The sequence below is a fragment of the Streptomyces coryli genome (assembly GCF_011044975.1).
In the GTDB taxonomy this organism is placed as follows: domain Bacteria; phylum Actinomycetota; class Actinomycetes; order Streptomycetales; family Streptomycetaceae; genus Streptomyces; species Streptomyces coryli.
In genome coordinates this window covers 1-17,429 of sequence record NZ_JAAKZV010000173.1, presented here as the reverse complement: position 1 = coordinate 17,429, position 17,429 = coordinate 1, and the positions used below count along the sequence as shown (strand labels likewise).

At 70.6% G+C, this 17,429-nt stretch carries 16 protein-coding genes and 1 pseudogene; 12 read left to right on the top strand and 5 right to left on the bottom strand.

All coding sequences use genetic code 11. The features are described from left to right. Window positions 1-430: pseudogene (locus G5C51_RS42605) on the bottom strand (hypothetical protein); the annotation flags it as partial. A gap of 179 nt (window positions 431-609) precedes the next feature. Here G5C51_RS42605 and purN point away from each other — a divergent pair. Next, complete coding sequence (purN, locus tag G5C51_RS29215) at window positions 610-1,251, top strand: phosphoribosylglycinamide formyltransferase (protein WP_165241468.1); 642 nt, start codon at window positions 610-612, stop codon at window positions 1,249-1,251. After that, window positions 1,238-2,809: a bifunctional phosphoribosylaminoimidazolecarboxamide formyltransferase/IMP cyclohydrolase gene (gene purH, locus G5C51_RS29210; RefSeq protein ID WP_165241466.1), complete on the top strand. Its 1,572-nt coding sequence runs from the start codon at window positions 1,238-1,240 to the stop codon at window positions 2,807-2,809. Before purN ends, purH begins: the two co-directional genes overlap by 14 nt. Window positions 2,810-2,869: 60 nt before the next feature. Here the strand turns inward: purH and G5C51_RS29205 are convergent, their stop codons facing one another. Both G5C51_RS29205 and G5C51_RS29200 read right to left on the bottom strand, forming a co-directional pair. Then, window positions 2,870-3,436 (bottom strand): hypothetical protein, encoded by a 567-nt coding sequence (locus G5C51_RS29205; protein ID WP_165241464.1) that lies wholly within the window; start codon window positions 3,434-3,436, stop codon window positions 2,870-2,872. A 16-nt stretch (window positions 3,437-3,452) separates the two neighbouring features. Further along, on the bottom strand, window positions 3,453-3,905 hold the full coding sequence (locus G5C51_RS29200) for an NINE protein (protein ID WP_338118336.1): 453 nt from the start codon (window positions 3,903-3,905) through the stop codon (window positions 3,453-3,455). A gap of 211 nt (window positions 3,906-4,116) precedes the next feature. Here G5C51_RS29200 and G5C51_RS29195 point away from each other — a divergent pair, with 211 nt between their 5' ends. The 10 genes from G5C51_RS29195 (at window position 4,117) to G5C51_RS29150 (ending at window position 16,142) form a co-directional block, all read left to right on the top strand. Then, a complete protein-coding gene (locus G5C51_RS29195; protein ID WP_165241460.1) occupies window positions 4,117-4,980 on the top strand; it encodes a bifunctional methylenetetrahydrofolate dehydrogenase/methenyltetrahydrofolate cyclohydrolase in 864 nt (287 codons plus the stop codon). Then, the gene (locus G5C51_RS29190; protein ID WP_165241458.1) at window positions 4,980-5,378 is read left to right on the top strand and encodes a DUF3017 domain-containing protein; all 399 of its coding nucleotides are present in this window, start codon (window positions 4,980-4,982) and stop codon (window positions 5,376-5,378) included. Before G5C51_RS29195 ends, G5C51_RS29190 begins: the two co-directional genes overlap by 1 nt. A 202-nt stretch (window positions 5,379-5,580) precedes the next feature. After that, the gene (locus G5C51_RS29185; RefSeq protein WP_165241456.1) at window positions 5,581-6,582 is read left to right on the top strand and encodes a helix-turn-helix domain-containing protein; all 1,002 of its coding nucleotides are present in this window, start codon (window positions 5,581-5,583) and stop codon (window positions 6,580-6,582) included. Between the two features lie 136 nt (window positions 6,583-6,718). Continuing rightward, entirely contained in the window at window positions 6,719-7,708 is a 990-nt protein-coding gene (locus tag G5C51_RS29180; protein ID WP_165241454.1) for a malate dehydrogenase, read from the top strand. Window positions 7,709-7,949: 241 nt separating this feature from the next. After that, the gene (locus G5C51_RS29175; RefSeq protein WP_420824868.1) at window positions 7,950-9,428 is read left to right on the top strand and encodes an aldehyde dehydrogenase family protein; all 1,479 of its coding nucleotides are present in this window, start codon (window positions 7,950-7,952) and stop codon (window positions 9,426-9,428) included. Window positions 9,429-9,484: 56 nt separating this feature from the next. Further along, window positions 9,485-11,035, top strand: coding sequence for a GMC family oxidoreductase (locus G5C51_RS29170; RefSeq protein ID WP_165241450.1), 1,551 nt, complete (start codon window positions 9,485-9,487; stop codon window positions 11,033-11,035). Next, window positions 11,032-12,162 carry a quaternary amine ABC transporter ATP-binding protein gene (locus G5C51_RS29165; RefSeq protein ID WP_165241448.1) on the top strand — a complete coding sequence of 377 codons (1,131 nt, stop codon included), beginning with the start codon at window positions 11,032-11,034 and terminating at the stop codon, window positions 12,160-12,162. Before G5C51_RS29170 ends, G5C51_RS29165 begins: the two co-directional genes overlap by 4 nt. Beyond that, window positions 12,159-14,147, top strand: coding sequence for an ABC transporter permease subunit (locus G5C51_RS29160; protein WP_165241446.1), 1,989 nt, complete (start codon window positions 12,159-12,161; stop codon window positions 14,145-14,147). Before G5C51_RS29165 ends, G5C51_RS29160 begins: the two co-directional genes overlap by 4 nt. Continuing rightward, a complete protein-coding gene (locus G5C51_RS29155; RefSeq protein ID WP_165241444.1) occupies window positions 14,147-15,106 on the top strand; it encodes an ABC transporter substrate-binding protein in 960 nt (319 codons plus the stop codon). Before G5C51_RS29160 ends, G5C51_RS29155 begins: the two co-directional genes overlap by 1 nt. A 163-nt stretch (window positions 15,107-15,269) precedes the next feature. Beyond that, window positions 15,270-16,142 (top strand): hypothetical protein, encoded by an 873-nt coding sequence (locus G5C51_RS29150; RefSeq protein WP_165241442.1) that lies wholly within the window; start codon window positions 15,270-15,272, stop codon window positions 16,140-16,142. Here G5C51_RS29150 and G5C51_RS29145 read toward each other — a convergent pair. Both G5C51_RS29145 and G5C51_RS29140 read right to left on the bottom strand, forming a co-directional pair. Further along, the gene (locus tag G5C51_RS29145) at window positions 16,119-16,862 is read right to left on the bottom strand and encodes an isocitrate lyase/phosphoenolpyruvate mutase family protein (RefSeq protein ID WP_165241440.1); all 744 of its coding nucleotides are present in this window, start codon (window positions 16,860-16,862) and stop codon (window positions 16,119-16,121) included. The two genes, G5C51_RS29150 and G5C51_RS29145, sit on opposite strands and share 24 nt — an antisense overlap. Then, complete coding sequence (locus G5C51_RS29140; RefSeq protein WP_165241438.1) at window positions 16,859-17,320, bottom strand: carboxymuconolactone decarboxylase family protein; 462 nt, start codon at window positions 17,318-17,320, stop codon at window positions 16,859-16,861. Before G5C51_RS29140 ends, G5C51_RS29145 begins: the two co-directional genes overlap by 4 nt. Between the last annotated feature and the right edge of the window lie 109 nt (window positions 17,321-17,429).

Genomic DNA, 17,429 nt, shown 5'->3' with positions numbered 1-17,429 from the left:
GGCAGCCGCCACCCTGCCGGGGCGGCGGCTGCCTGCTGCTCCACTGGCTGCCCCACGCGGGCGGCTGGTCCTGCTGCTGCCCGCCACCCGCTTCGCCCTGATCACCGGACGGCGCGTCCTGCTCGGGCGGAGCCGCCTCCGGCGAGGAGGGCGGAGAGGAAGGCGAGGAGGAACCGGACGACGACTGCGTCTCCCGCAGGATGGCACCGCTCGCACCCGTCGCGCCGATCGCGCCCGTCACGATGGCCGCGCCAACCGCGCCCGTAGCGCCGGCCGCGCCAGTCACGCCGATCGCCCCCGCCGGGGCCCACGTGCCCGCCGGGGACCCCGCCCCCGTCGGGGCGATTGCGCGCAGCAGCGGCAGCTCCCCCGCGAAGACAGTGGGCTGAGGGAGTCGGAGGGCCGCGCTGCGGCGTCGGTCCGGCTGCATGTGGAGGCCGTCTTCTCCTCGGATCGTTTTGGATTCGCCTATACCGACGCTACCCCGACGGGTCCGCTCAGTCCCGTGAGGGGCGCCTTCCGCTACCACGGTGCCGGTAAGAGGGCCCTCCGACACCGGGTATCGTTTCGTACGTCTGAACAATCCCCCGTCTTACGGAGTGCGCCATCGTGGCCCCGCCGAAGCCGCCCTCTCGCCTCGTTGTCCTGGTGTCGGGCTCTGGTACGAATCTCCAAGCCCTGCTCGACAACCTCGCCGATGCCGAAGCTCCCGGCGCCGAGGCACCCCCGTACGAGATCGTCGCCGTAGGCGCCGACCGCCGCGGCATCGCGGGCCTGGAGCGTGCCGAGCGCGCCGGCGTCCCCACTTTCGTGGAGCGGGTGCAGGACCACAACACCCGCGACGACTGGGACCGGTCGCTGGCCGAGGCCGTCGCCGCGTATGAGCCGGATCTGGTCGTCTCGGCCGGCTTCATGAAGATCGTGGGCAAGCACTTCCTGGCCCGCTTCGGCGGCCGGTTCGTCAACACCCACCCCGCGCTGCTCCCCAGCTTTCCCGGTGCGCACGGCGTCCGCGACGCGCTCGCGTACGGCGTGAAGGCCACCGGGTGCACCGTCCACTTCGTCGACGACGGCGTCGACACCGGCCCGATCATCGCCCAGGGCGTGGTCGAGGTCCGGGACGCGGACACCGAAGAGACGCTCCACGAGCGCATCAAGGACGTCGAGCGACGGCTGCTCGTCGATGTCGTGGGCAGGCTGGCCCGCGACGGCTATCGCATTGAGGGACGAAAGGTTTATGTCGGTGAGTAACCAGGTCACCAACCCGGAGCGGCGCCCCATCCGCCGGGCCCTGATCAGCGTCTACGACAAGACCGGCCTGGAGGAGCTGGCCCGCGGGCTGCACGAGGCGGGCGTCGCCATCGTCTCCACCGGCTCCACCGCCGGAAAGATCGCCGCCGCCGGCGTGCCCGTCACGAAGGTCGAGGAGCTGACCGGCTTCCCCGAGTGCCTGGACGGCCGGGTGAAGACCCTGCACCCGAAGGTGCACGCGGGCATCCTCGCCGACCTGCGGCTCGACTCGCACCGCGAGCAGCTGGCCGAGCTCGGCATCGAGCCGTTCGACCTGGTGGTCACGAACCTCTACCCGTTCGAGGAGACGGTCGCCTCCGGCGCCTCGCCCGACGAGTGCGTCGAGCAGATCGACATCGGCGGCCCGTCGATGGTCCGCGCCGCGGCCAAGAACCACCCGTCGGTCGCGGTCGTGGTCAACCCGGCCCGTTACGACGATGTGCTGAAGGCCGTCGCCGACGGCGGCTTCGAGCTCGCCGACCGCAAGCGCCTCGCCGCCGAAGCGTTCCAGCACACGGCGGCGTACGACGTGGCCGTCGCGATGTGGTTCAACTCCGGCTACGCCACCGAGGAGGAGTTCCCGCCCTTCCTCGGCGTCACGTACGAGCGCAAGAACGTGCTGCGTTACGGCGAGAACCCGCACCAGCCCGCCGCGCTCTACACCGGCGGCTGCGGCGGCCTCGCCAATGCCGAGCAGCTGCACGGCAAGGAGATGTCGTACAACAACTACACCGACACCGACGCCGCCCGGCGCGCCGCCTACGACCACGACGAGCCCTGCGTCGCGATCATCAAGCACGCCAACCCCTGCGGCATCGCGGTCGGTACGGACGTCGCCGAGGCGCACCGCAAGGCGCACGCCTGCGACCCGGTGTCGGCGTACGGCGGCGTGATCGCGGTCAACCGCCCCGTCTCGAAGGAGATGGCCGAGCAGGTCGCCGAGATCTTCACCGAGGTCATCGTGGCCCCGGCTTACGAGGACGGCGCCGTGGAAGCCCTGCAGCGCAAGAAGAACATCCGGGTGCTGCGCTGTCCCGAAGCCCCGGACTCCCCGGCCGAGTTCAAGCCGATCGACGGCGGCGGGCTCGCCCAGATCACGGACAACCTCCAGGCCGAGGGCGACGCCCCGGAGAACTGGACCCTCGCCGCGGGCGACGCGCTGCCCGCCGACGAGCTGGCCGAGCTCTCCTTCGCCTGGCGCGCCTGCCGCGCCGTGAAGTCCAACGCCATCCTGCTCGCCAAGGACGGCGCCACGGTCGGCGTCGGCATGGGCCAGGTCAACCGCGTCGACTCCGCGAAGCTCGCGGTGCAGCGGGCGGGCGAGGAGCGGGCGCGCGGCGCGTACGCCGCGTCGGACGCGTTCTTCCCGTTCCCGGACGGCTTCGAGGTGCTGGCCGAGGCCGGGGTCAAGGCCGTGGTGCAGCCGGGCGGTTCGATCCGCGACGAGCAGGTCGTCGAGGCCGCGAAGAAGGCGGGCGTGACGATGTACTTCACCGGGGCGCGGCACTTCTTCCACTGAGCGTGCAGCACGCGAAAGGGGGCGAGGGCCGAAGCCCTCGCCCCCTTTCGCGTCGTACGGCTAGACCTTCGGCCGCTTGAACCACGCGGCGGACTTGCCCTGCGCCGCGAAGATGATCAGCAGGATCGACAGCACCGTCGTGATCAGGCCGAGAGCCGCCGTGATCAGGCCGCCCATGATGCCGAAGGCGCCGTAGACGATGGTGCAGATCCGCACCGCATTGCCACCCTTGCCGTGCTGCAGGGCCAGCACGATGCCCAGAAGGACGCAGATGGCGGTGACGCCGACGAGCGTGTACATCACGCCCGTACCGATGTCGGATATGAGGTCGAGATCCTCACTGGCGGCACCGGTGCCGGCGTTCTTGACCTCGTCCTCGATGTCCGGGATCAGGACGGTGACGGCGATGACACACCAGATCGTCTGCACGAGTGCGATGACGAAGAGGAAGACCTGGTTGGCCCGCACGGTCCCCGGCATGGTCGAAGGCCCCATCGGCGGACCGCCGTAGGGCGCCCCCGCGGCCGGCGGGCCCGGGTAGCCGTAGCTGGGCTGGGCGTACCCGCCGGGCTGCTGCGGCTGTTGCGGCGGCTGACCGTAGGGGTTGTTCGGATCCGGGTAACTCATGATGGCCTTCCGCGGATCAGTTGGGGCGCAGGATGCGGCCCTGACCGTCGGTCTTGTCGTTGCTCGACAGGATCATGATCCCGTCGATGAGGCCCCACAGGCCGCCGGCGCCGCAGGTGACGACCGAGACCACGAGCTGCCAGACACCGGTCTTGGTGTCGCCCATGTAGAAACGGCCGGCGCCGAAGCCGCCGAGGAAGATGCCGAGGAGGCCCGCGGCCATCTTCGACTTGTCCGAGTACGGGCGGCCGTACGGGTCCACGCCGTACGGCGCGTTCGGGTCGCCGGCGTACTGGCCGGGCATCGCGCCGGGCATCGGCTGCCCCGGCTGCTGCTGCGGGTAGCCGTAGCCGGGCTGCTGGCCGGGCTGCTGCTGCGGGTAGCCGTACCCCGGCTGCGGCTGCTGGCCGGGCTGCTGCGGCTGGCCGGGCTGCTGGGCGTACGGGTTGTTCGGGTCCGGGTAACTCACTTGCGGTTCCTCCGAGCGGTTCTGGAGCGGGGACATAGAGCGCTCACACCGGGAATCACCGACTGGTCCCCCCCGTGCCGCGGCTGTCGGCGGCCCATGCTGCCGTTCGGGCGGCTTGTCCGTCCAGTGCAGTTCCGGAATTAGGGACTTTCGTCCGTCTCGGTTGTGCCCGGATTGGTATGTGGGGCGCCCGATCGGCGAAGATGTGCGTATGACCGCCCAGATCCTCGACGGCAAGGCCACCGCGGCCGCGATCAAGTCCGAGCTCGCCACCCGCGTCCAGGCGCTCAAAGCCCGCGGCATTGCGCCAGGGCTTGGCACGGTCCTGGTCGGTGACGACGTCGCCAGTCACAAGTACGTCGCCGGCAAGCACCGCGACTGCGCGGAGATCGGCATCGCCTCGATCCAGCGCGAGCTGCCCGCCACGGCCACCCAGGAGCAGATCGAGGAGGTCGTCAGGGAGCTGAACGACGACCCGGACTGCACCGGCTACATCGTCCAGCTGCCGCTGCCCAAGGGCATCGACGAGAACCGCATCCTGCAGCTGATGGACCCGGCCAAGGACGCCGACGGCCTGCACCCGGCGAACCTCGGCAAGCTGGTCCTGAACGAGCCGGCCCCGCTGCCCTGCACCCCGTACGGCGTGATCCGGCTGCTGCGCCAGTACGGCGTGGAGCTGAACGGCGCGGAGGTCGTGGTCGTCGGCCGCGGCGTCACCATCGGCCGGTCCATCCCGCTGCTGCTCACCCGCCGCTCGGAGAACTCGACGGTCACCCAGTGCCACACCGGCACCCGCGACCTGTCCGCCCATCTGCGCCGGGCCGACATCATCGTGGCCGCGGCCGGGGTGCCGCACCTGATCAAGCCGGAGGACGTGAAGCCGGGCGCCGCGGTGCTCGACGTCGGCGTCAGCCGCGACGAGCACGGCAAGATCGTCGGGGATGTGCACCCGGGTGTACGGGACGTCGCCGCCTGGATCTCGCCGAACCCGGGCGGGGTCGGCCCGATGACCCGGGCGATGCTGGTCGCCAACGTCGTGGACGCCGCGGAGGCGGCTGCCGGGGTGACCCGCTGATGTCGTCTTCCGAGGCCGCTTCCGAACCGATCGGCGACAAGGTCGGCAGAGGCACCCGTCGCCCCGAGGGCGGCGGACGTACGGCCGGCGGGGACGCGCCCGCGCCGGCGCGGCAGTGGCCGCTGCTGTCAGTGCTGGGCGCGGTCGCGGTGGGGCTGCTGATCACCACCTTCGACCACTTCAGGCCCGGCTGCATCATCATCGGGGCCGCGCTGCTCGGGGCCGGTGTGCTGCGCTGGATGCTGCCGAATGTCGGCATGCTCGCGGTGCGGTCGCGGTTCACCGACGTGGTCACGTACTGGTTCCTGGGCGCGGCGATCATCTTCCTGACGCTGCTGGCGCTTCCGGCGCTGATCTCGGTGCCGTTCCTCGACGACGTGCTCCACTTCACACTCTGAGCGCTTCTGCCCGGTACGCCCACGGGGGGCGCACATCAGTAACCGTGTTGTAGCAAGCGCACCTGTGCGCCCCCGGCGCGGGACCTGACATCCTGGTGACCAGCATCCCGACGGGTAGCGAGACCAAGGACGGTCACGGGCAGGGTGATCGCGCCTGCGCCGTCGTGGGGGGTGCAGGGCATACGGGGATATGGGAGGACAATTGCCTCGCTGGAGAGATCTGCCGGAGGAACTCGACCCACAGGTGCGCGAGTTCGCCAGCCAGCTGCGCAGGCTGGTGGACCGAAGCCGGCTGAGCGTCTCCGCCGTCGCTGACCGTACCGGCTACAGCCGGTCGTCGTGGGAGCGCTATCTCAACGGGCGGCTGCTGCCGCCGCAGGGGGCGGTGGAAGCGCTCGCCGAGGTGACCGGCGCCAACGCCAGGCATCTGCACACCATGTGGGAGCTGGCCGAGCGGGCCTGGAGCCGCGCGGAGATGCGGCACGACCACACGCTCGAGGCGATACAGGTGGCCGAGGCGCGGGCCGCGCTGGGCGAGTTCGGCCCGGCGCCGGCGGTGGGCGGCAACGGGCGTGGCGGCGGCGCGCCGCCGAAGCCCGCGAAGAAGGCGGCGAAGAAGGCGGCGGCGCAGAGCCCGGCGCCGAGCCCGTATCCGATGACGGCACCGGCCGCGGGCGGACCGCAGCGTCCCAAGCGCCGCAACTACGCGGGTATCGCGGCGGTGGCGGGTGCCGCGGCGCTGATCATCCTGGGCTCGGTCGTCGCGGTCACCCAGCTGGGCGGGGACGACAAGAAGACGGCGGACGACCCGAAGAAGAGCCCGAGCGCGTCCGAGAAGAAGCTGCCCAACGGCGTGAAGTGCGCCGGCGACGACTGCACCGGCAAGGACCCGGAGGAGATGGCCTGCGGCGGCATGGAGTTCGCCAATACGCCCGACAGCGTCGCCGTCGCGGGCGCCACCGTGGAGGTGCGGTACAGCAAGTCCTGCGATGCCGCCTGGGCCCGGATCTCCGGCGCGACGCCGGGCGACACCATACGGATCACCGTGCAGCCGGCGGGCGAGAAAGCGGTCACCCGGTCCGCGGCGGTGACGTCGGGCGGCACCACGTACACGAAGATGGTCGCCGCTGCCGACTCGGCGGACGCCAAGGCCTGCGTGGACCGTACGAAGAGCGGGGCGGGGAAGGCCTGCACAGGCGAGTGACCTGCGGGTTACGGCCGGGTGATCCGTCCCACAGGGGAGCGTGGCATGGGGAAACCGGGTGTCGGATAGATTGGCACCGGGTGCCCCATGACCGAAGCGGTGCCCGACTCACACAGCTCGCCTGGAGATGACAGCCATGACCCGCACCCCTGTCAACGTAACTGTCACCGGCGCCGCCGGACAGATCGGCTACGCGCTGCTGTTCCGCATCGCATCCGGTCAGCTGCTCGGCGCGGATGTGCCGGTCAAGCTGCGCCTTCTGGAGATCCCGCAGGGGGTCAAGGCCGCCGAGGGCACCGCCATGGAGCTCGACGACTGCGCCTTCCCGCTGCTGCAGGGCATCGACATCACCGACGACCCCAACGTCGCCTTCGCCGGCGCCAACGTGGCCCTGCTGGTCGGCGCCCGTCCCCGTACCAAGGGCATGGAGCGCGGCGACCTGCTCGAGGCCAACGGCGGCATCTTCAAGCCGCAGGGCAAGGCCATCAACGACAACGCCGCGGACGACGTGAAGGTCCTGGTCGTCGGCAACCCGGCCAACACCAACGCCCTCATCGCCCAGGCCGCCGCCCCTGACGTGCCGGCCGAGCGCTTCACCGCGATGACCCGCCTCGACCACAACCGCGCGATCGCCCAGCTGGCGAAGAAGACCGGCGCCTCGGTCTCCGACATCAAGAAGCTGACGATCTGGGGCAACCACTCGGCGACCCAGTACCCGGACATCTTCCACGCGGAGATCGCCGGCAAGAACGCCGCCGAGACCGTCAACGACGAGAAGTGGCTGGCGGACGAGTTCATCCCGACCGTCGCCAAGCGCGGCGCGGCGATCATCGAGGCCCGCGGCGCGTCCTCGGCCGCCTCGGCCGCCAACGCCGCCATCGACCACGTGCACACCTGGGTGAACGGCACCGCCGACGGCGACTGGACCTCCATGGGTATCCCGTCCGACGGCTCCTACGGTGTCCCGGAGGGCCTCATCTCCTCCTTCCCGGTCACCTGCAAGGACGGCAAGTACGAGATCGTCCAGGGCCTCGACATCAGCGACTTCTCCCGCACCCGCATCGACGCCTCGGTGCAGGAGCTCGCGGAGGAGCGCGACGCCGTTCGCGGCCTGGGCCTCCTCTGAGATCTGCACCACACCTACACAAAAGCGGCGGCCGGCTCCCTCGGGGGGAGTCGGCCGCCGCTTTTGGCATATGCCCGGATTGACCTCACGGATTGATCACGGAGCGGTAAGGAGAAGGGCAAGTTGTATACCCAGCGTGCATGTCCGGGGAGGGGTCGGGCAGGGTTACGGATTGCCGCCGAGTGAAGGTCGGCAATATCCAGGCAAGAAGGGCAGTTCGGACGTGCAGCAAGTAAACAGTCTGTTTGTGGACGGCGCCTGGCGCCCCGCCGCCGGCGGAGGCACCAGAGAAGTCCTCGACCCGGCTGACGCGTCCGTCATCGCCGTGGTCGCCGAGGCCGGCGCCGAGGACGTGGACGCGGCCGTCGCCGCCGCCCGCCGCGCCTTCGATACGGGCCCGTGGCCGCACACGCCCGTCGCCGAGCGCGCCGCGCTGCTGCGCCGGGTCGCGGACCTGCTGCAGCGGGACCGCGAGGAGATCGGCCTCATCGAGTCGCGGGACACCGGGAAGACCCTGGAGGAGGGCCGTATCGACGTCGACGACGTCACGGCCGCCTTCCGCTATTTCGCCGACCTCGTCATGAACGAGTCGGGCGGCCGGGTCGTGGACGCCGGCGACGCGGACGTGCACAGCACCGTCGTGCACGAGCCGCTCGGCGTCTGCGCCCTGATCGCGCCGTGGAACTACCCGCTGCTGCAGGCCAGCTGGAAGGTCGCCCCGGCGCTCGCCGCGGGCGACACCTTCGTGCTGAAGCCCAGCGAGGTCACCCCGCTGTCGACCCTCCACCTGATGAAGCTGCTCGCCGAGGCCGGGCTGCCCGACGGGGTCGCCAACCTCGTCACCGGCGGCGGCGACCCGGCCGGCGCGCGGATGTCCGAGCACCCGGACGTCGACCTGGTCTCCTTCACCGGCGGCCTGGTCAGCGGCACCAAGGTGATGAAGGCCGCCGCCGACACCGTCAAGAAGGTGGCCCTGGAGCTCGGCGGCAAGAACCCCAACGTCGTCTTCGCCGACGCCTGCGCCACGGACGAGGGTTTCGACACCGCCGTCGACCAGGCGCTCAACGCCGCCTTCGCGCACAGCGGCCAGGTCTGCTCGGCCGGCTCCCGGCTCATCATCGAGGAGTCGGTCCGCGACCGCTTCGTCACCGAGCTGGCCCGTCGCGCCGAGCTGATCCGGCTCGGCCGCGGCACGGACAAGGGCGTCGAGTGCGGCCCGCTGGTCTCGGCGCAGCAGCTCGCCAAGACCGAGGCGTACGTCGACTCCGCCATCGCCGAGGGTGCCGAGGTGCGGGCCGGCGGCAAGCGCCCCGAGGGCCTCGGCGACGGCTACTTCTACCGGCCGACCGTCCTCGACGGCTGCCACCGCGGCATGAAGGTGATCCGCGAGGAGATCTTCGGCCCGGTGCTGACCGTGGAGACGTTCCGTACCGAGGACGAGGCCGTCGAGCTCGCCAACGACACCGAATACGGCCTCGCGGGCGCGGTCTTCACCGCCGACGGGGGCCGGGCGCGGCGGGTGGCCGGGCGGCTGCGGCACGGCACCGTGTGGATCAACGACTATCACCCCTATCTTCCGCAGGCGGAGTGGGGCGGCTTCGGCAAGTCCGGCATCGGCCGCGAACTCGGGCCCGCGGGGCTCGCGGAATACCGCGAGACCAAGCACATCTACACCAACCTGCGGCCGCAGCCGGTCCGCTGGTTCGGCGGCGAGGCCTGACGGCCGTACCCGCGGTGCATCACGAGCAGCAGCGCAGGAACGAGGAGCAAGACACCATGGACAAGCCTGTCCAGACATACGACTACGTGGTGGTCGGAGGCGGCACCGCAGGGTCGGTCATCGCCTCCCGGCTGACCGAGGACCCGTCGGTGACGGTCGCGGTGATCGAGGGCGGTCCGACCGACATCGACCGCGACGACGTGCTGACCCTGCGCCGCTGGATGGGGCTGCTGGGCGGCGACCTCGACTACGACTACCCGACCACCGAGCAGCCGCGCGGCAACTCGCACATCCGGCACAGCCGGGCGAAGGTGCTCGGCGGCTGCTCGTCGCACAACACCCTCATCTCCTTCAAGCCGCTGCCCGGCGACTGGGACGAGTGGGCCCAGCTCGGCGCCGAGGGCTGGCACGCGGCCGCCATGGACCCGTACTTCGGCAAACTGCGCAACAACGTGGTCCCGGTCGACGAGAAGGACCGCAACCCCATCGCCCGCGACTTCGTCGAGGCCGCCCAGGCGGCCACCGGCGTGCCGCGGGTCGAGGGCTTCAACAAGCAGGCCTTCGAGGACGGCGTCGGCTTCTTCGATCTCGCCTACCACCCGGAGAACAACAAGCGCTCTTCGGCATCGGTTGCGTATCTTCACCCGCACATCGAGGCCGGGGACCGTCCGAATCTGACGCTTCTGCTGGAGACTTGGGCGTACCGGCTGGAATTCGACGGTCAGCGGGCGCGCGGCGTCCACGTCCGTACGAAGGACGGCCAGGAGCTGCTGCTCGAAGCCGGGAAGGAGGTGGTCGTGTGCGCCGGTGCGGTTGACACCCCGCGGCTGCTGATGCACTCCGGCATCGGGCCGAAGAAGGATCTGGAACAGCTCGGCATATCCGTGTCCCACGACCTGCCGGGCGTCGGCGAGAATCTGCTCGACCACCCGGAGTCGGTGATCGTCTGGGAGACCGACGGGCCGATACCCGACAACTCCGCGATGGACTCGGACGCGGGCCTGTTCGTGAAGCGGGACCCCGGACACCGCGGCCCCGACCTGATGTTCCACTTCTACCAAATACCCTTCACCGACAACCCCGAGCGGCTCGGCTACGAACGCCCGCCGCACGGCGTGTCGATGACACCGAACATCCCCAAGCCCAAGAGCCGCGGCCGTGTCTATCTGACCAGCGCCGACCCCGAGGTCAAGCCGGCTCTGGACTTCCGCTACTTCACCGATGAGGACGACTACGACGGGCAGACGCTCGTCGACGGCATCCGCATCGCCCGCGAGATCGCCAGGACGGAGCCGCTGGCCCACTGGCTGAAGCGCGAGGTCGCCCCGGGACCCGAGGTCACCGGCGACGAGGAGCTCAGTGAATACGCGCGCAAGGTCGCGCACACCGTGTACCACCCGGCGGGCACCTGCCGGATGGGCGCGGCCGACGACGGCCTGGCCGTCGTCGACCCGGAGCTGAAGATCCGGGGCCTGGAAGGCATCCGGATCGCCGATGCCTCCGTGTTCCCGGCGATGCCCGCCGTGAACCCGATGATCTGCGTGCTGATGGTGGGGGAGAAGTGCGCGGAGATGCTTGCAGCCGACCACCGAGGAGAAGCCAAATGACGACCACCGGGAGCGCGGAACATACCCCGCCCGCCCGCGGGCGGAGCCCGCAGTCCGACACGAGTGAGGCCGAGGCGGCACCGGCGGACGCCGCTCCGGTGTTCTCGGTCCGTAATCTGTGGAAGGTCTTCGGCCCGAAGGCGGACAAGATACCCGGCGGCCCGCACGCCGGTCTGCCGCCGGCCGAGCTGCGCAAGACCACCGGCTGCACCGCCGCCGTCCGGGACGTCTCCTTCGACGTCAAGAAGGGCGAGGTCTTCGTGGTGATGGGCCTGTCGGGTTCCGGCAAGTCCACCCTCGTACGCTGCCTGACCCGGCTGATCGAGCCGACCTCCGGCAGCGTGCACATCGACGGCGAGGACGTCATCGCCATGGACAAGAACCGGCTGCGCGAGCTGCGCCGGCACCGCACCGCGATGGTCTTCCAGAACTTCGGCCTGCTGCCGCACCGCACGGTCTTCGACAACATCGCGTACGGCCTGGAGATCCAGGGCATGGGCAAGGCCGAACGGCGCGCCAAGGCCCAGGAGATGGCGGCCAAGGTCGGCCTCGAAGGCCTCGGCGAGCGCCGCCCGCGGCAGCTCTCCGGCGGCCAGCAGCAGCGTGTCGGGCTCGCCCGCGCGCTCGCCGTGGACCCCGAAGTGCTGCTCTTCGACGAGCCGTTCAGCGCGCTCGACCCGCTGATCCGCCGGGACATGCAGGAGGAGGTCATCCGGCTGCACAGCGAGGAGGGCCGGACGATGATCTTCATCACCCACGACCTGAGCGAGGCGCTGCGGGTCGGCGACCGCATCATGCTGATGCGCGACGGCGGCATCGTGCAGATGGGCACCCCGGAGGAGATCGTCGGCTCGCCGGCCGACGACTATGTGCGCGACTTCGTGCGCGACGTACCGCGCGAGCAGGTCATGACCGTACGGTCCGCGATGCGGCCCGCGGATGGCGACGAGGCCGGCACCGGCGTCGCGCTGCCGCCGGAGACGCTGGTCAGCGAGGCCATCGAGGCGGTGGCCCGCAGCGGCGAGCACGCCCGCGTCATGGACGAGGGCAAGGTGCTGGGCGTGGTGGACCACGAGCGGCTGCTCGGCGTCGTGGCCGGGCTGCCCGCGGAGGCGGCGGCAGCATGAGTGCCGTTACGTCTCTCCGTAAAGCCGCGGCGCCGCCCGAGCCCGATGCCAAGCCCGGGCTGCTGAGCACCCGGCGCGGCCGCAAGGGCCTGGCGATCGTCGTGCTGGCCGCCGTGTTCATCCCGCTCGCCATCGCGCTGGGCGGCAGCGGCAGCTGGCCGAACGACCTGACGGTGGACGTCAGGACGCCGCTGGACGACTCCTACCAGTGGGTGGCCGACAACCGGGACTCCAACCCGGTCTTCACGTACTTCCTGCTGCACCTGGCCAACAACTCCACCTCGGCCGTCGACGGCGTGCTGAGCTTCCTGGAGCTGCTCGGCTGGCCCGGCTCGATCGCCCTCTTCACCGCGATCGCGTACTTCGCCGCCGGCAGCGCCCGCAAGGGCGCCAAGGTGGCGGGCATCGCGCTCTTCGCGTTCGGCGTCTGCGGGCTGCTCGACATGTGGGAGCCCGCCATGGAGACCATGGCGCTGATGACCGTGGCGGTCGCCGTGTCCGCCGTGGTCGGGCTGCTGCTCGGGCTCGCCTCGGGGCTCTCCGACCGGTGGGAGACCATCCTGCGGCCGGTCTTCGACACGATGCAGATCATGCCGGCGTACGCCTATCTGCTGCCGTGTGTGCTGATCTTCGACATCGGCAGCCCGGCGGTGCTGCTCGCCACGGTGATCTACGCGGCGCCGCCGATGGCCCGGCTCACCGCGCTCGGCCTGCGCGCCGCCGACCCCGCCGCTATGGAGGCCTCGGCCTCGCTCGGCGCGAGCCGGATGCAGCGGCTGCGGACCGCGCGGCTGCCGCTGGCCCGCAAGGAGATGATGCTGGGGCTCAACCAGACGATCATGATGGCGCTTTCGATGGTGGTCATCGGCTCCGTCGTCGGTGCCGCGGGCCTCGGCGACGAGGTGTTCAAGGGCCTGGCCCGGGTCGACGTCGGACAGGCGGCGGTGCCCGGCATCTGCATCGTGCTGATCGCCATCTGGCTGGACCGTACGACCGCGGCCGCCGGCGAGCGTCTCGACGAGGCCACCGGGGGCGGTGGCCCGTCCTGGCTGCCGCCGGCCGTGATCGCGGCGGTCACCGTCGCCGGCGCCGTACTGGCGGGCGCGCTCGGCAAGAAGGAGTGGCCGGAGGGCTGGACCGTCGACCTGACGGGTCCGATCAGGGACGCGGTCGAGTGGTTCACCGACAATCTCGGCGCCGGCGTGCCGGTCCTCGGCGGCACCCAGACCTGGTCCGAAGGCTTCACCGACTGGGTGCTCAACCCGCTGCGCGACGGCCTGCAGTCCTCCCCCTGGTGGCTGCTGGTGCTGCTCGCCGCCGCCCTCGGGCTGCTCGTCGGCACCTGGCACAGCGCCCTGGTCGCGGCCCTCGCCATGTCCGGCATCGGCGTGCTCGGCCTGTGGTCCAAGACCCTCGACACCCTGTCGCAGGTCCTCGGCGGCATCGCGCTGACGCTGGTGCTCGGCTTCGCCATCGGCATCCTGGTCGCCCGCTCCGAGCGAGTGGAACGGCTGGTCAGACCGGTGCTGGACGCGCTGCAGACGCTGCCGCAGTTCATCTATCTGATCCCGGTGGCGGCGCTGTTCGGCGCAGTCCGTACCGCCGCCATCTTCGCCGCGGTGGCCTATGCGCTGCCCGCGGTCATCCGCATCACCGCCCAGGGCATCAAGCAGGTCGACCCGGCCGCGGTCGAAGCGTCCCGCTCGCTCGGCGCCAGCACCTTCCAGCAGCTGCGCCAGGTGCAGCTGCCGCTGGCCCGCCCGGCCCTGCTGCTCGCCGTCAACCAGGGCATCGTCCTGGTGCTCGCCGTGGTCGTCATCGGCGGCCTGATCGGCGGCGGCGCGCTCGGCTACGACGTGGTCTACGGGCTGCAGAAGTCCGAGTTCGGCATCGGCCTCGGCGCCGGTGTGGCCATCGTCCTGCTGGGCCTCGTACTCGACCGCGTTACCCAGCCCACCGTTCTCAAGCAGAGGAAGAACTCCTGATGATCACTTACAAGCGAACTACCACGGCCCTCGCCATATCGGCGGTGTCCCTGCTGGCGCTGAGCGCCTGCGGCAAGGCCGAGACCGGCGGTGGCGGCGGCAGCGCCGACTCCGTCACCATCACCGTGCCGTCGTGGGTGGGCGCCGAGGCGAACGCCGAGGTCGCGAAGTACCTGCTGGAGAACGAGCTCGACGTCAAGAACGTCAAGACCCAGCAGATGACCGAGACCGTCGCCTTCGACGCGCTCAACACCGGCAAGGCCGACGCCATCCTGGAGGACTGGGGCGGCGTTCCCAAGAAGGTGACGCAGTACGTCGACAAGAAGAAGACCGTCGTCCGCGGCGGCGACCTCGGCGTCACCGGCCACATCGGCTGGTTCGTGCCGAAGTACTTCGCCGAGGAGCACCCGGACGTGCTCGACTGGAAGAACCTCGACAAGTACGCCGACCAGCTCAAGACCTCCGAGACCGGCGACAAGGGCCAGATCCTCGAGGGCGACCCGTCGTACACCACGTACGACGACGCGATCATCAAGAACCTCGGGCTGAACTTCAAGACCCACTACGTCGGTTCCGAGGCCGGGCAGATCACCGAGATCGCGAAGAACGTCAAGGCCAAGAAGCCGTTCCTCACCTACTGGTGGGAGCCGCAGTGGATGAACGAGGAGTGGGGCCTCAAGGAGGTCAAGCTCCCGCCGTACAAGGAAGGCTGCCAGGACGACGAGAAGGCCGTGAAGTGCGGCTACCCCGACACCCCGCTGCAGAAGTACCTCAACGCCGACTTCGCGAAGGACGGCGGCAAGGCCGCTGAGTTCCTGAAGAACTTCAAGTGGACGAATGAGCAGCAGAACGAGGTGGCGGTGATGATCGCCAAGGACAAGATGAAGCCCGAGGACGCCGCCGAGAAGTGGGTCAAGGCGAACAAGTCCACCTGGGAGAAGTGGATCCCGAAGGACTGACGCTCACCCTTGGGTGCACGGCGGCCGCCGGAGGCAACTCTCCGGCGGCCGCCGCCGCGTTTTCCCCGTGGTCCGGAGGAACTGGGCGGTGTGCCAACGGTGTCCCTCTGGTATGAGATGAGGGCCGGACGGCGTAAGTCCGGCTACTGCCAGGGGGGTTGGCGTGAGCGGTGGTGGGGGCGACAGGCCCGAGTGGTGGGACGAGGCCGCCGGCGAGTGGCGGACCCGGCAGCCGGGCGACCCCGGCGCGCAGGCGCGGGCGTACCAGCCGACGCAGGCGGGCTTCCCGACCGCGCCGGGCGCGGAGCCGGGGCCGCCGACGCCGCCGCAGTTCACGCCGCATCCGGACGCGCCGTACTCGCCTGGACCGGGTTACGAGGAGCCTCGTCCCGAGCCACCCCCGCGCGGCGACCGTAAGGCCGCCATCGGCATCGCCGCGGCGCTCGTGTTCGGCGCGGGGCTGGCGGCCGCGGGCTTCTGGCTGTTCGGCGGGGAGGACGAGACGCCGGCGAAGCCGGGCCCGGGGGCGTCGTCCCCGGCGGAACAGAAGGACGAGAAGCCTCCGAAGGGCGAGGGCGAGGACAAGGACTCCGCGAAGCCCTCCGACCCCGGCTATGTCACCGCCCGCGGCGAAGGCTTCACCTTCCTCGCCCCGCAGGACTGGGCGCGCCGCGCCAAGGGCGCCATCGTCTTCTACGAGGAGAACGGCCAGGCGGAACAGTTCGTCCAGGTCTACGAGGTGACGGAGACCAGGGACCCGTACGAAGCGGTGCGGATCATCGAGCGCACCAAGCGCAGCAACAGCGGTTACGTGCGCAACGGCCTGCGCGACTACGACGATTACTCGGAGTACGACTACTCGTACACCGACTCCGCATACGGCCCCCGCCGGGCGCTGGTGCGCGATCAGCGCACGCCCGACGGGAAGCTGTATGCCCTCGTCGCGGTCGGCCCCGCCGACGGCTGGCCCGAGCAGCGGCAGCGGATGGACCAGCTGGCCAACTCGCTGTGCTCAGGCGCCGACTGCCCCTCGTAGCTCGGCGGCGATCTCCCGCACCCGCTCCATCGCCCGGGCGTGCAGCCCGCCGCCGAAGGTGACCCGGGTCGCGCCCAGCTTCCCCAGCTCCGCCGGGGACGGACCGCCGGGGACGGCGATCGCGTTGAGCGGGAGGCCGATCTCCGTCGCCAGCAGCTTCAGGTGCTGCGGCGGGGCCGCGATCGGGTAGACCGCGTCCACCCCGGCCGCGGCGTAGCGGCGGCCGCGCTCGACCGCCGCCTGCGGGTCCGCCTCGCCGCGGATGAAGGTGTCGATACGGGCGTTGATGAAGAGCCGGTCGCCGGCCGCCTCCCGGACCGCGGCGAGGAAGTCCGCCTGTTCTGCCGGGTCCTTGAGGGTCTTCCCCGGCAGGACCGAGTCCTCCAGATTGCAGCCGACCGCCCCCGCCTCCAGCAGCCGCTCGACGATCTCCTTCGGCGGCAGCCCGTAGCCGGTCTCGATGTCCGCCGTTACGGGCACGTCCACGGCCCGCGCGATCCGGCGCACGGCCGCGAACATCTCGTCCGGCGGGGTCAGCCCGCCGTCCCCGTAACCGAGGGCCTCGGCCACCCCGTGGCTCGGGGTGGCCAGGGCCGCGAAGCCGGCGTCGGCGAAGGCGCGGGCGCTGGCCGCGTCCCAGGGGCCCGGGAGGACGAGCGGGTCCCCGGGGACGCGGTTGTGGTGCAGGGCGCGGAATTCCTCGACTCCGCCGCCCGTCACGCGTACTGGCCCGGCTTGTAGTGGCCGCCCGGGGTGCGGGCGGAGACGTTGAAGCGGTTCCAGGTGTTGATCACCGCGATGATGCCGATCAGCTGGGCGATCTCCTGCTCGGTCCAGTGCTTGGCCACCCGCTCGTACACCGCGTCCGGCACGTGCCCGTCGGTGAGGACCGTGACCGCCTCGGTGAAGGCGAGCGCCGCCCGCTCCTTCTCACTGAAGAACTCGTCGGCCTCGTCGAAGGCCGCGACCAGGGAGATGCGCTCCTCGGTCTCGCCGTGGTGGCGGGCGTCCTTGGTGTGCATGTCGATGCAGAACGCGCACTTGTTGATCTGCGAGGCCCGCAGCTCCATCAGATACTTCAGCCCCGGGTCGATGCCCTGGCCGACCTGCTGGCTGAGGGCGAGGGTCGCCTTGTAGATGTCGGGGGCTGCCTTGTAGAGGTTCAGTCGCTGTGTCATGGCTCCACCGTAGGCTCCCGGCAGCCCAGGTGTATGGTGCAATTTCATGGTGTCTTCCTGGGCCAATTCGCTGGACCTGCATCTGGACGTACGGGGTGGGGGACGGGGC

Coding starts and splice junctions, on each gene's coding strand:
- purH (WP_165241466.1), top strand. CDS start 1,238: ATGTCGGTGAGTAACCAGGTCACCAACCCGGAGCGGCGCCCCATCCGC.
- G5C51_RS29205 (WP_165241464.1), bottom strand. CDS start 3,436: ATGAGTTACCCGGATCCGAACAACCCCTACGGTCAGCCGCCGCAACAG.
- G5C51_RS29195 (WP_165241460.1), top strand. CDS start 4,117: ATGACCGCCCAGATCCTCGACGGCAAGGCCACCGCGGCCGCGATCAAG.
- G5C51_RS29190 (WP_165241458.1), top strand. CDS start 4,980: ATGTCGTCTTCCGAGGCCGCTTCCGAACCGATCGGCGACAAGGTCGGC.
- G5C51_RS29180 (WP_165241454.1), top strand. CDS start 6,719: ATGACCCGCACCCCTGTCAACGTAACTGTCACCGGCGCCGCCGGACAG.
- G5C51_RS29170 (WP_165241450.1), top strand. CDS start 9,485: ATGGACAAGCCTGTCCAGACATACGACTACGTGGTGGTCGGAGGCGGC.
- G5C51_RS29165 (WP_165241448.1), top strand. CDS start 11,032: ATGACGACCACCGGGAGCGCGGAACATACCCCGCCCGCCCGCGGGCGG.
- G5C51_RS29160 (WP_165241446.1), top strand. CDS start 12,159: ATGAGTGCCGTTACGTCTCTCCGTAAAGCCGCGGCGCCGCCCGAGCCC.
- G5C51_RS29155 (WP_165241444.1), top strand. CDS start 14,147: ATGATCACTTACAAGCGAACTACCACGGCCCTCGCCATATCGGCGGTG.
- G5C51_RS29140 (WP_165241438.1), bottom strand. CDS start 17,320: ATGACACAGCGACTGAACCTCTACAAGGCAGCCCCCGACATCTACAAG.